The organism is Streptomyces sediminimaris, from assembly GCF_047049295.1.
Classification (GTDB): Bacteria; Actinomycetota; Actinomycetes; order Streptomycetales; family Streptomycetaceae; genus Streptomyces; species Streptomyces sediminimaris.
This window is the reverse complement of the sequence record NZ_JBJWOT010000001.1, coordinates 5544872-5557592: the sequence shown is the minus strand read 5'-3', so window position 1 is coordinate 5557592 and position 12721 is coordinate 5544872. Positions and strand designations below refer to the sequence as shown.

At 71.7% G+C, this 12721-nt stretch carries 13 protein-coding genes; 8 read left to right on the top strand and 5 right to left on the bottom strand.

Annotated elements, in window-relative coordinates; genetic code table 11:
* The first annotated feature begins 233 nt into the window (after positions 1-233).
* The 4 genes from ACJ9NR_RS25945 to ACJ9NR_RS25930 all read left to right on the top strand — a co-directional run bounded on the left by ACJ9NR_RS25945 (position 234) and on the right by ACJ9NR_RS25930 (position 2241).
* Positions 234-458 (top strand): hypothetical protein, encoded by a 225-nt coding sequence (locus ACJ9NR_RS25945; protein WP_412493329.1) that lies wholly within the window; start codon positions 234-236, stop codon positions 456-458.
* Positions 459-702: 244 nt separating this feature from the next.
* Positions 703-1347 carry a TetR/AcrR family transcriptional regulator gene (locus tag ACJ9NR_RS25940; protein ID WP_412493328.1) on the top strand — a complete coding sequence of 215 codons (645 nt, stop codon included), beginning with the start codon at positions 703-705 and terminating at the stop codon, positions 1345-1347.
* 146 nt (positions 1348-1493) lie between these two features.
* Positions 1494-1721, top strand: coding sequence for a DUF3107 domain-containing protein (locus tag ACJ9NR_RS25935; RefSeq protein ID WP_142142321.1), 228 nt, complete (start codon positions 1494-1496; stop codon positions 1719-1721).
* Between the two features lie 247 nt (positions 1722-1968).
* Positions 1969-2241, top strand: a complete 273-nt coding sequence (locus ACJ9NR_RS25930) for a hypothetical protein (RefSeq protein WP_412493327.1) — start codon at positions 1969-1971, stop codon at positions 2239-2241.
* Between the two features lie 130 nt (positions 2242-2371).
* On the opposite strand, the gene ACJ9NR_RS25925 is transcribed toward ACJ9NR_RS25930, so the two are convergent.
* Positions 2372-3109, bottom strand: coding sequence for a ferritin-like fold-containing protein (locus ACJ9NR_RS25925; RefSeq protein ID WP_412493326.1), 738 nt, complete (start codon positions 3107-3109; stop codon positions 2372-2374).
* A gap of 469 nt (positions 3110-3578) precedes the next feature.
* Between ACJ9NR_RS25925 and ACJ9NR_RS25920 the strand changes: the two genes are divergently transcribed.
* Positions 3579-6125, top strand: coding sequence for a DEAD/DEAH box helicase (locus ACJ9NR_RS25920; RefSeq protein ID WP_412493325.1), 2547 nt, complete (start codon positions 3579-3581; stop codon positions 6123-6125).
* Positions 6126-6400: 275 nt separating this feature from the next.
* Positions 6401-7282, top strand: a complete 882-nt coding sequence (locus ACJ9NR_RS25915) for an alpha/beta fold hydrolase (RefSeq protein ID WP_412493324.1) — start codon at positions 6401-6403, stop codon at positions 7280-7282.
* 121 nt (positions 7283-7403) lie between these two features.
* Here ACJ9NR_RS25915 and ACJ9NR_RS25910 read toward each other — a convergent pair whose 3' ends face one another.
* Positions 7404-8297 carry an NYN domain-containing protein gene (locus tag ACJ9NR_RS25910; protein ID WP_412493323.1) on the bottom strand — a complete coding sequence of 298 codons (894 nt, stop codon included), beginning with the start codon at positions 8295-8297 and terminating at the stop codon, positions 7404-7406.
* A gap of 173 nt (positions 8298-8470) precedes the next feature.
* On the opposite strand from ACJ9NR_RS25910, the gene ACJ9NR_RS25905 reads away from it, so the two are divergent.
* Entirely contained in the window at positions 8471-8623 is a 153-nt protein-coding gene (locus ACJ9NR_RS25905) for a DUF8834 family protein (protein WP_412493322.1), read from the top strand.
* A gap of 166 nt (positions 8624-8789) precedes the next feature.
* On the opposite strand, the gene ACJ9NR_RS25900 is transcribed toward ACJ9NR_RS25905, so the two are convergent.
* The 3 genes from ACJ9NR_RS25900 to ACJ9NR_RS25890 form a co-directional block, all read right to left on the bottom strand.
* A complete protein-coding gene (locus ACJ9NR_RS25900; RefSeq protein ID WP_412493321.1) occupies positions 8790-9395 on the bottom strand; it encodes a MarC family protein in 606 nt (201 codons plus the stop codon).
* Between the two features lie 59 nt (positions 9396-9454).
* Complete coding sequence (locus tag ACJ9NR_RS25895; protein ID WP_412493527.1) at positions 9455-10312, bottom strand: PHP domain-containing protein; 858 nt, start codon at positions 10310-10312, stop codon at positions 9455-9457.
* Positions 10313-10653: 341 nt separating this feature from the next.
* Entirely contained in the window at positions 10654-11295 is a 642-nt protein-coding gene (locus tag ACJ9NR_RS25890) for a DUF6758 family protein (RefSeq protein WP_412493320.1), read from the bottom strand.
* A gap of 171 nt (positions 11296-11466) precedes the next feature.
* Here ACJ9NR_RS25890 and ACJ9NR_RS25885 point away from each other — a divergent pair, with 171 nt between their 5' ends.
* Complete coding sequence (locus ACJ9NR_RS25885) at positions 11467-12693, top strand: MFS transporter (RefSeq protein WP_412493319.1); 1227 nt, start codon at positions 11467-11469, stop codon at positions 12691-12693.
* The last annotated feature ends 28 nt before the right edge of the window (positions 12694-12721 follow it).

The following is a 12721-nucleotide window of genomic DNA, read 5'->3' as shown; positions in this document are numbered from 1 at the left end:
CGCCGCGGCAGACTGCAGGCACTCACTCAGGCAGTCACTCATGGCAGGCGGTCATGGCAGGCGGTCATGGCAGGCGGTCATGGCAGGCGGTCACAGATTGCCATTGCAGGCAGTGACAGATTGCGCGCACACCGCATAGCGTCCGGATCAGGTGTCTCCTAGGCTCGTTCCGAGGGCACCCGCTGTGGGCACCTGCTTCTCTCAGGCACGTTCGTAGGAAGGGAGCCCGGACCATGGCCGTAGACCCCACCGACCCCGAGACGTTCGAGGACGACGGCGCACAGGAACCCCAGGAGATCGACGTCGAGGCCCCCGAGAACGACGCGGCGGAACAGTCCGCCGACCTCGCGGCGGACCGCGACGAGCCTCTCGAGGACGTGGACCCGGCCACCGCGAACGAGGCCGACCTCGTCGAGCAGCACCGCGTCGTCTCCATCGACGAGGACGACTACCGCTGACGAGGACGACACCGGCCAACGAGGACGACTACCGCTGACGGGGGCGCACGGAAGCACCGGAGGGCGCCGCTGAGCTGGAACGAGGCGTTTTCCTGCCCGCTTCGGTCCGGTTTGAAACGACCTGTTTGGCTTTCGTCGCCGTCCGGTCCGTGAAATTCTGCGCCCGCACCGCGCACACCCGGGTTACCGAAAAGTACGATGGCGGCGCGGCGCACACCGCATGTGGACGAAATTGGGAGGCGGCGTGACAGCCATCGAGCAGACAGAGGCGGCACGCCCGCGGGGCACGCGCCTGCCGCGCCGTGCCCGACGGAACCAGCTGCTGGGCGCCGCCCAGGAAGTCTTCGTGGCGCAGGGTTACCACGCGGCCGCCATGGACGACATCGCCGAGCGCGCCGGCGTCAGCAAGCCGGTGCTCTACCAGCACTTCCCGGGCAAGCTCGACCTCTACCTCGCGCTGCTGGACCAGCACTGCGAGTCACTGATCGGGTCGGTGCGCGGCGCGCTCGCGTCGACGACCGACAACAAGCAGCGCGTCCGCGCGACGATGGACGCCTACTTCGCGTACGTCGAGGACGACGGCGGCGCCTTCCGCCTGGTCTTCGAGTCGGACCTGACGAACGAGCCCGCGGTGCGCGAGCGCGTCGACAAGGTCACGAACGAGTGCGCGGAGGCGATCTGCGACGTCATCGCCGAGGACACCGGCCTCTCGCGCGCGGAGTCGATGCTGCTGGCCTCCGGGCTCGGCGGCCTCGCCCAGGTCGTGGCCCGCTCCTGGCTGCACAGCGACCGCAGCGTGCCGCGCGACCAGGCGGTGCAGCTGCTGGCCTCGCTGGCCTGGCGCGGTATCGCGGGTTTCCCGCTGCACGGCAGCGAACAGCACCACTGACGGCACCGGGAGGGGCGCTTGTTCCCGCTCCGTGTTCGCTCTTGGCGTTCCGGGGCGGAGCGTGCGCGTCCCCTCACCGGGCTAATGTGTGCTGAGTACGGCGCGTACAGGTCGCGCACTTCACTGACCGTCGGAGGGACAAAGCCGTGGAGGTCAAGATCGGCGTGCAGCACGCGCCCCGCGAGATCGTTCTGGAGAGCGGTCAGAGTGCCGAGGAGGTCGAGCGGATCGTGGCCGAGGCACTGGCCGGGAAGTCGCAGCTGCTGACCCTCGTGGACGAGCACGGCCGCAAGGTGCTCGTCCCGGCCGAGCGCCTCGCCTACGTCGAGCTCGGCGAGCCCGCTCCCCGCAAGGTGGGTTTCGGCGCGCTGTAATCACCACTCGCGAGAGGGGCCCGGCGGTCATCGGCCGCCGGGCCCCTCTCGTTCTTCCGGTCGTTCTTCCGGTCGGTCTTCCGGCTTCCCCTTCCCCGCGGATCCCCCTTCCCGGCAGATCCTTCCCCGCGGATCCCCTTCCCCGCATATGGAGCACAACGGACGCACCGGGGAGGATTGCATTCCGCAGGTCACGGGTATGACGGGCTACGACCGTGATGCGCAGTGTGGCCGTGGGAGGGACCCCATGTTGTTGTTCGAGGCGCTCGGCTCCGCGCTGCTCGGTCTGGCGCTGGCGTGGGGGGCGAACCGCCGGCTGGCCCACCGGCTGCCCGCCCGTTCCCTGGTGCTGGCGACGGGCGCCGCCGGAGCCCTGTTCGGCGCCTTCGTCACCCACAGTGCCTTCGACCCCGGCAATGTGCTGCTGATCCTTCTCGGCGCGGCGATCGTGTCCGCCGCCTCGCTGTCCCTGCTGGTGCGCCCGGCAGGGAGACTCCGCCGGCGCTCGGCGCCGGCGTGAGCTCGACGGAGACGGACAAGACCAAGACGACAGAGAAGGACCGGACGGAGACGGACCGGACGGAGACGGGCCGGACGGCGGCGACGGCCGGAAACCCCGGAACGACGACCGGGCGAACGGGCCCTGAGAGCTAGGCCGCGAGCCCCAGGGCGGCCATCCGCTTGGTGTGCGCCTCGGTGATGCGGGAGAACATCCGGCCCACCTCGGCGAGGTCGAAACCGTCCGCGACGCCGCCCACGAGCATCGTCGACAGCGCGTCCCGGTCCGCGACCACCCGCTGGGACTGCGACAGGGCCTCGCCCATGAGACGCCGTGCCCACAGAGCGAGACGGCCACCCACGCGCGGGTCGGCGTCGATCGCGGCGCGCACCTTCTCCACGGCGAAGCCGGCGTGCCCGGTGTCGTCCAGCACGGCGAGCACCAGTTCACGCGTGTCCGCGTCCAGCCGGGCCGCGACCTCCCGGTAGAAGTCGCTGGCGATCGAGTCACCGACGTACGCCTTGACGAGCCCCTCCAGCCAGTCGGAGGGCGCCGTCTGCTTGTGGAAGCCGTCGAGCGCGGCGACGAACGGGTCCATCGCGTGCGTGGGCTCCTCGCCGATCTCCGTGAGCCGGTCGCGCAGCCGCTCGAAGTGGTGGAACTCGGCCGACGCCATCTTCGCCAGTTCCGCCTTGTCGGCCAGCGTCGGCGCCAGCTTGGCGTCCTCCGCGAGCCGCTCGAACGCCGCGAGCTCGCCGTACGCGAGCGCACCGAGGAGATCGACGACCGCGGCCCGGTACTGCGGGTCGGCGGAGGCTTTCGCCCAGTCCTGGGCGGCGACTCCGGTGCGTTCGGAGGGAGCGTCAGAGGTGTTGTCAGACGTCGTCATGAAGCGCACAATAGTCCGCTTGTCCGGCGACGGAAGTCCCTGGTCAATCAGTGTGATGACGGCTACGTGACCAAATCGGCCATCGTGTGTGCGGGATTCCGGGGTATGGTGGTAATGCGCCTGCCGAGTAGTCGACGGGCCGCACGTATGAGGATGCCCGGTCGGTGGCCCGATCGGCTCCGACCCGACAGCCCTCCCAGGCCGTACGGCACATTGCGTACGCCGGCCGGAGGGACACCTCAGCGGTACGAGCGCTAGAGCGTCGGCAGAGGTCCCGTGCCCTACGGCAAGATCGTAAGGCAGCCGACGTCCCCGGCACGGTCCGTCCACGACCCCCGCGCTCGCCTCGCACCGCGTACACAGAAGAGGCAGCACCCTGACTACCACGTTCAGAGATCTCGGAATCCTCCCCGAGACCGCCGAGGCCCTCGAAGCCGTCGGCATCACCACCCCCTTCCCCATCCAGGAGATGACCCTCCCCGTCGCCCTCTCGGGCACGGACGTCATCGGCCAGGCCAAGACCGGCACCGGCAAGACGCTGGGCTTCGGCCTCCCGCTCCTCGAGCGCGTCACCGTCCCCGCGGACGTGGAGGCGGGCCGCGCGAAGCCCGAGGAACTCACCGACACCCCGCAGGCACTCGTCGTCGTCCCGACGCGCGAGCTGTGCACGCAGGTCACCAACGACCTGCTGACCGCCGGCAAGGTGCGCAACGTGCGGGTCCTCGCCATCTACGGCGGCCGGGCCTACGAGCCCCAGGTCGAGGCCCTCAAGCAGGGCGTCGACGTGGTCGTCGGCACCCCGGGCCGGCTGCTGGACCTCGCGGGCCAGAAGAAGCTCAACCTCAACCACGTCAGGGCCCTCGTCCTCGACGAGGCCGACGAGATGCTCGACCTGGGCTTCCTGCCCGACGTCGAGAAGATCATCAACCTGCTGCCGACCCGCCGCCAGACGATGCTGTTCTCGGCGACCATGCCGGGCGCGGTCATCGGTCTCGCGCGCCGCTACATGTCGCAGCCCACGCACATCCGCGCCGCCGCGCCGGACGACGCGGGCAAGACGGTCGCGAACACCTCGCAGCACGTGTACCGCGCGCACAACATGGACAAGCCCGAGATGGTCGCGCGCATCCTGCAGGCCGACGGCCGGGGGCTGGCCATGGTCTTCTGCCGCACCAAGCGCACCGCGGCCGACCTCGCCGACCAGCTCAAGCAGCGCGGGTTCGCGGCCGGCGCGGTCCACGGCGACCTCGGCCAGGGCGCCCGCGAGCAGGCGCTGCGCGCCTTCCGCAACGGCAAGGTGGACGTCCTCGTCTGCACCGACGTCGCCGCCCGCGGCATCGACGTCGAGGGCGTGACGCACGTCATCAACTACCAGTCTCCCGAAGAGGAGAAGACGTACCTGCACCGCATCGGCCGTACCGGCCGCGCGGGCGCCAAGGGCATCGCCATCACCCTGGTCGACTGGGACGACATCCCGCGCTGGCAGCTGATCAACAAGGCGCTGGAACTCAACTTCAACGATCCGCCGGAGACGTACTCCACCTCCCCGCACCTCTTCGAGGAGCTGAGCATCCCCGCGGGCACCAAGGGTGTCCTGCCGCGCGCCGAGCGCACACGCGCGGGGCTCGACGCGGAGGAGCTGGAGGACCTCGGCGAGACCGGCGGCCGCGGTCGCGGCGGCCGGAACGGCCGAGGCGGACGGGGCGACCGGGGCGACCGGGGCGACCGGGAAGGGTCCCGGTCCGCCGAGCGTGAGCGTCCCGCGCGCACGCCGCGTCGCCGTCGCCGCACCCGCGGCGGTACGCCGCTGGACGCGACCGCCGCTCCCGAGGCCGTGGCCGAGACCGCGGCACCCGAGGAGAGCGGTCCGCGCACCCTGCGCCGCCGTCGCCGCACCCGCGGCGGTGCCGCGTCCGAGCAGCCGGTGCCGGCCACGGCGCCCGAGGCCGCGGAAGCCGCCGTCACGACGGCGGAGGGCCCCGCCCTGGACCCGGCCGAGGCTCCGCAGAAGGCGCGCCGCCGGCGCACCCGCAAGTCCGCGGAGGGCACGGCGACCGCGGAGACGGCCGCCGAGCAGGCCGCGGAGACCACCCCGGCGGTCACGGAGACCCCGGCCGTCGAGCAGCCCTCGGCCGTCGTGGAGACCCCGGCGATCGAGGAGACCCCGGCCGTCGAGGAAGCCTCGGCGATCGCGGACCCCGAGCTTCCTGCCACCAAGCCGCGCCGCCGTACCCGCAAGGCGACGGCTGCCGCGGAGACGGCGGTCGACGCCGCCGAGGCCACGGAGGCCAAGCCGCGCCGTACGCGGAAGACGGCGACCACCGCAGAGGCCGCCGTGGACACCGCCGAGGCCACCGAGGCCAAGCCGCGCCGCACGCGGAAGACGACGACCACCGCAGAGGCCGCCGTGGACACCGCCGAGGCCACCGAGGCCAAGCCGCGCCGTACGCGGAAGACGGCCGCCGCCGAGATCCCGGCTCAGGTCGCCGAGGAGCCCGAGGCCAAGCCGCGCACCCGGACCCGGACCCGCAAGGCCACGGCTGCGGCAGAGGCCGCCGCCGACACGGCCGAAGGCACGGAAGCCAAGCCCCGCCGTACCCGCAAGACGGCCGCCGCCCCGGAAACCACCCCGGAAGCCACCGGCGAGGTCACACCGCGCCGCACGCGCAAGGCCACGGCAGCCACGGCCGACACGACCGAGGCCGGCGAGGCCAAGCCGCGCACCCGGACCCGGACCCGCAAGGCCACGGCTGCGGCAGAGGCCGCCGCCGACACGGCCGAAGGCACGGAGGCCAAGCCCCGCCGTACCCGCAAGACGGCCGCCGCCACCGAGATCCCGGCGCAGGCGGCCGGCGAGCCCGACGCAAAGCCCCGCACCCGGACCCGCGCCCGCAAGACCACGGCAGTCGCCGAGATCGCCACCGACGCGGCCGAGGTGGCTGAGCTGGCCGAGGCGAAGCCCCGGACGCGTCGGCCGCGGAAGGCCACGGCCGCGGTGGAGCCCGCAGAGAGCTGATGGCTCACCCGACCGACGGCCCGGCCCACCTGCTGTGGGCCGGGCCGTCGGCGTCACGCGCCGAGAACAGACTCCGCTCGGCCCAGACCGTCCACCCGCCCTCCTTCTGCCCGACCGCCGTCCGCCCGCCCTCCATCCGCCCGGCCCCCGTCCGCCCCACCGACGCCCGACCGCCCCACCGGTCCCCCCCCCCCCCGCCCATCGGCCCGACCGGCCGGCCGGCCACCCATCGGCCCATCCGTCTGCACGCCCCCCTCGCCGGATAACCTCACTCCATGAGCAGGCCTCCGACCTTCACCCCGCCCCCGGGCGCCCGCGCGTACTCGCTGCGCACCGCGCGCGGGGAGTTCGCCGTCGTCGACTCGCCCGTGGCGGACGGCGTCGCGCCGCGGGGAACCGCGCTGCTGCTGCCCGGGTTCACCGGCAGCAAGGAGGACTTCAACCCGCTGCACGAGACGCTCGGGGGGCGCGGTTACCGGACCGTCGCGGTGGACGGGCGCGGGCAGTACGAGTCCGACGGGCCCGAGCACGACGAATCGGCCTACGCGCAGAGCGAGTTGGCGCAGGACGTGCTCGCCCAGGCCGCCGCCCTCGGCACCCCCGTGCACCTCGTCGGGCACTCGCTCGGCGGGCAGATCGCACGGGCCGCGGTCCTGCTGGACCACTCGCCCTTCCGCTCCCTCACCCTCATGGCCTCCGGGCCGGCCCAGATCTCCGTCTCCCAGCAGCAGCGGGTGAAGCTGCTCAGGGACGCGCTCGCCGTGATGACCATGGCCGAGGTGTGGGAGGCGATCCAGGCTCTGGAGCCGCCCGAGGAGACCGACACCGGTGGTCTGGACGCCGGGCTCGGCGACCAGGAGGACCTGCGCCGCCGCTGGCTGGGCAACAAGCCGGCCCAGCTCGCCGCCACGGGGCGCCAGCTGTGCACCGAGCCGGACCGCGTGGCCGAGCTGGCCGCCGTACCGCTGCCGTTCCACGTGCTGTCGGGTTCCAGCGACGACACCTGGCCGGTGCCCCTGCTCGACGACATGGCGCTGCGCCTGCGCGCGCGCCGCACGGTCGTCCAGGGCGCGGAACACTCCCCCAACACGGACCAGCCCCTCGAAACGGCCCGCGCCTTCGCCGACTTCTGGGACCGAGGCGTCCCCGGCAGCTAGCGACCGCTCAGTGCGGCCGGTACGGCTGATACAGCCAGTACGGTTGATACAGCCGGTACGGTTGATACAGCCGGTACTGGTGATACAACAGCCGGTACCGCTGATACAACAGTCCGTACGGCTAGTACTGCGCCTGAAGGTGCTCCCAGAACCCGTCCCGCAACGCCCGCCGCAGGTCGGCCTGGCCGCGCAGCGAGTACTGCAGCAGGCCCTCCGCCTCCACCAGCAGGTCCTGGTCGACCGAGCCCGGCAGGTAGGGGTGGCCGGGCAGCAGTTCCACCAGTGACTCGCGGCCTCGCGCCGCCAGCCACCTCGCCGCGATCTGCGCGCCGACGAAGCGGACGTCCTCGCGGCCGGGCCGGGAGGCGGTGGCCTCGTAGGCGGCCGCGGTGCGCCGGGCGACGTACGGTTTGAAGAAGTCGAGGTCGAGGGTGCGCTGGCTGTCGACCTCCCAGAGCAGGGGCTCCGCCTGGTTGCGTCCCTCGGGCGCCTCGATGCCCCACAGGTGCACCCGCGCCCCGTAGCCCTGCGCGGCCTCGACCGCCGACACCAGGTCCTCGTCGCCGCCCAGCAGGGCCGCGTCGCTGATCGCGCGGTGTCTGGCCAGTGACTCCAGGTCCGATCTGATCAGCGAGTCGACGCCCTTCTGCTGGTTGTTGGCGTTGAGATTGCCCAAGCGGACCTTCACGTCCGGGAGTTCGGCGATCGACTGCTGCTCGGCGGTGTGGATACGGCGTCGCGCGCCGTCGTACCAGTAGATCCGCAGCAGCCGGCTGTCCGCGAAGATCGTGCGGGCCTTGTCGATGAGCGCCTCGATCAGCGCTTCCGCGTCGAGGTCGAACGCCCGGCGGTCCTCCGTGCCGGCGACGAGGCGCCCCGCGGCCGCGTACAGGTATCCCGCGTCGACGAAGATCGCATGCGTCGAGGGCGTCTTGGCCACCTCGGCGAGCATGCGCTGCAGCAGCTCGTTCGTGCGGTCGATGCGGGCGGCGAGGGCCTCGAGGTCGTCGTTCATCGCCTCCATTGTCCCGGTGGTCACGCTGCGAACACAACCGGTCCCGGTCGGTCTCGTAGGTTATGCCTTACCGGTCAGTAGTTAGCCGTTCGAAAAATTTATTTAGCGTAGGGAATGTTTGTAACGAGGTAACCGTTGACTGGAGCAGATGGCAGCGCGACGAAGGGAGAGGCATGCGCTTCGAAATCATGCGACTCGACGAGGTCAACGGCACGACCGTGGACAGCACCGTCGTGGACGCCGCCTCCGTCGACCGGATCGTCCAGCAGGCCGCGGCCATAGGACAGCGGCTCTGGATCCGGCCCGCCGAGAGCTCGGCCGTGTAACCGACGCGGATCACCGCGCGATCTTCGAAGCCCCCGCCCGGCACCGACGCCGTGCGGGGGCTTCGCGTTTCCCGCGAGGGGGTTTCACGTTCCCTGCGAGGGAGCGCGCCCCCGGGGACGCGTCTCCGGGGAGCGGGTGGCCGGGGAGTGGCCGGCCGGGGACCGCTCAGGCGCCCTTGATCACCTGCGTGACGCCGTTGATGATCTGCTGTACGGCGATCGCGGAGAGCATCATGCCCGCCAGCCGCGTCACCAGGACCACGCCACCGTCCTTGATGATCCGGATGATCAGCAGCGAGTACCGCATCACCAGCCACAGCACGACATGGATGGCGAGGATCGCCGCCCACACCGACGCCTGCGCGGCGAAGCCGTCGGCCTTCTGCACGGCCAGGATCACCGAGACGATCGCCCCCGGACCGGCCAGCAGCGGCATGCCCAGCGGCACGAGCGCCACATTGACGTCCTTGGTCTGCTTCGGCTCCTCGTTCTTGCCGGTCAGCAGGTCGAGGGCGATGAGCAGGAGCAGCAGTCCGCCCGCGATCATCAGGGCGGGCACGGAGACGTGCAGGTAGTCGAGGATCTGGTGTCCGAGCAGCCCGAAAACGGTGATCACACCGCCGGCGACACAGACGGCCTGGAAGGCCATCCGCTTCTGCACCTTGCCGGGTCGCCCGGCGGTCAGCGCCAGGAAGATCGGGGTGATCCCGGGGGGATCCATGATGACGAAGAGGGTCAGGAAGAGGGAGCCGAAGACGGCGAGGTCGAACATGGGTGAGCCACTGGCCTTGCGGTGATGGGAAACGGACGTGAGAAGGGGCGAGAGAGGAGTCAGGCCCCGCCGGTCCCCGGCACCGGGAACGCTCCCGTCGCCCGCCGCACGATCTCCCCGTACACCTCGGGATCCGTGACGTTCTCGCCGAGCACGCACGTCTTGCGGCTGCCGTGGTAGTCACTGGAGCCGGTGGTCAGCACTCCCAGTTCCTTCGCCAGGTCCCGCAGACGCGCCCGCGCGCGCTCGTCGTGGTCCATGTGGTCGACCTCGATGCCGTCGAGTCCGGCGGCGGCCATCTCGGCGATCGCGGACTCCGGCACCGTACGGCCGCGCTTGGCGGCGGCGGGGTGCGCGAAGACGGTGACCCCGCCCGCGGCCTTGACCAGCCGGATCGCCTCGAAGGGGTCCGTCTCGTGCTTCTCGACGAAGGCCCGGCCTCCGTCGGCCAGCCAGTCCTCGGTGAACGCGTCGCTCACGGTCGGCACCACGCCGAGCTCGACGAGCGCGCTCGCGACGTGCGGACGCCCGACCGAGCCGTCCCCGGCGATCCGCCGCACCTGCTCCCAGGTCACCGGCACGCCCAGCGCGTTCAGCCTGTCGACCATGGCCTGGGCGCGCGGCACCCGGTCGTCGCGCACCAGCTCGCGCTCGGCGAGCAGCGCCGGCTCCTCGGGGTCGAAGAGGTAGGCGAGCATGTGCATGGAGACGCCGTCGACACGGCAGGACAGCTCGGCTCCGGTGACGAGCGTGAGCCCCTCCGGCAGCGCGGCGATCGCCTCGGCGTACCCGCGGGTGGAGTCGTGGTCGGTCAGCGCGACGACGTCCAGCCCGGCGGAGGCGGCGTTGCGCACCAGCTCGGCGGGCGTGTCCGTGCCGTCGGAGGCAGTGGAGTGGGCGTGCAGATCGATACGCACCACGCGGACTCCAGGCGACGACGGGACGGAAGCGGACGCTCAAGGATAACCGGATTTTCCAGCCCCCACGTCACACCCGTACCCGACCAGCACCCCCTACATCCCCGGGCACGGCAGCACGGGGAACCACGCACGACCGACCACGACAACCGGCACCAGCCACCCTCACCGCCCTGCACCGCATCGCCCCGCACCGCACCGCACCGCACCGCACCGCACCGCACCGCACCGCACCGCACCGCACCGCACCGGCCATTCGTACCCGCACCGGCACCCGCACCCGCCATTCGCACCCGCCATTCGCACCCGACCCGCACAGACCACCGAGCCACCCGTCGGTGCTACGGCTCGAGCAACCGCGGCGACAGCGCCCCGCACGGCACCAGTTCGACCTCCGCGCCCGCGTCCCGCAGATCCGTCAGCACCAGCTCGTCGTACATCAGCAGGCCCGACTGCTCGGGCCACACGACCGCCCACAGCCACAGCCCCCGCGCCTCGCCCGCGAAGACGGCGCGGTCGTCGGGGCTGTCGGTGACGTGCCAGAGCGGGGTGGGGCGGCCGCCGGCCAGCACCTTGGCCTGGGGCGGCTTCTCGACGTTCATGTACGGCCCCGGGTCCGGGCCGTCGATGCCCGCGTACCGCGCGCCGAGCCCGACGCCGAGCTCCTCGGCGACCAGGATCAGCTCCCCTATGCCGCCGAGCGGCCCCGGCCCCGAGCACGCCACCGCGGTCGCCCGGCCGCCGTGCCGGTCGTCGCCCGCGCAGGCCACCCCCGTGAAGAGCCAGCCGACCGGCAGGGGCCACGGCATCCACACCGGCACCTGCGCGCGATGCACCACCACACTGAGGGCCTCGACGCTGGGCGGGATCACGGGCTGCAGCGGATGCACGGTGCCGTGCACATCGCACTGCCAGGAATCGGCGAAGAGTCCGGGAGCCCTGACCCGGCCACCACACTTCGGGCAACTGGGTTCGCCCCTCATAGGGCCCCACGGTCCTACCCCCGCCCCGCCACGTCAAGGACGATCACCCGTCCGGACGGAACCCTTCACGGGGAGCCGCACAGGACCCAACTAGATGCTACTTGCATTAATTAGCCGCGCTAACTTACTATGTGCATATACCAACTATTTATCGAGGAGAGTGGAGGAAGCATGGACGACCCCTTCGACGCGGGTGCGAGCGGCATCCTGCGGCAGCCGAAGGCCGTGTGGGCGACGGCGGGCGCGTCCGTCGTCGCCTTCATGGGCATCGGACTCGTCGACCCGATCCTGCCGTCCATAGCCAAGGGTCTGGACGCGACGGCCGGCCAGGTCTCCCTGCTCTTCACCTCGTACTTCCTGATCACCGCCGTCGCGATGCTGCTCACCGGCTTCGTCTCCAGCCGCATCGGCGGCCGCAAGACGCTCCTGCTCGGCCTCGCCTTCGTGGTGGTCTTCGCGGGCCTGGCCGGCACCTCCGGCTCGGTCGCCGAACTCGTCGGCTTCCGCGCGGGCTGGGGCCTGGGCAACGCCCTGTTCGTCTCGACGGCCCTCGCGGTCATCGTCGGCGCGGCGGCGGGAGGAAGCGCCGCCGCGATCCTGCTCTACGAGTCCGCCCTCGGCCTCGGCATGGCCTGCGGGCCGCTGCTGGGCGCGCTGCTCGGCAACCAGAGCTGGCGCTACCCCTTCTTCGGCACCGCCTTCCTGATGGCGGTCGGCTTCCTGTGCATCACGGCGTTCCTGAGGGAGCAGCCGAGGCCGGCCCGGAAGACCTCGCTGCTCGACCCCCTGCGGGCGCTCGGCCACGGCGGCCTCGCCTCCGCCGCGGTCTCGGCGTTCTTCTACAACTACACGTTCTTCACCGTGCTGGCCTTCACGCCGTTCGTGCTGGACATGACGCCGTACAGGTCGGGGGCCGTGTTCTTCGCCTGGGGCGTGCTGCTCGCCGTGTTCTCGGTGCTCGTGGCCCCGCGCATGCAGGAGCGCTTCGGCTCCTTGAAGGTGCTCGGCGGCTCGCTGGTACTGCTCGCGGCCGACGTCCTCGTCCTCGGCTACGGCAGCCACACCACGGCCGTCGTCTGCACGGTCCTGTCGGGCGCCTTCATCGGCGTGAACAACACCGTCTACACGGAGCTGGCGCTCGGCGTCTCGGACGCGCCCCGTCCCGTGGCGAGCGCGGGCTACAACTTCGTGCGCTGGTTCGCGGCGGCGGCCGCGCCGTACTTCGCGCCGAAGATCGAGGAGTGGACCGACCTCCACGTCCCCTTCGTGGTCGCGGCGGTCACCGCCCTGCTGGGCGCGGGCGTCGTGCTCGTACGGCGCACCGCGCTCACGCACGAGGCGGAGGAGCCGGAGCCGCGGCACGCGTCGCAGGAGAGCGTCACGGTCTTCGCCAACTGACGTCCGCCGGATGACGGTTGGTGAGATC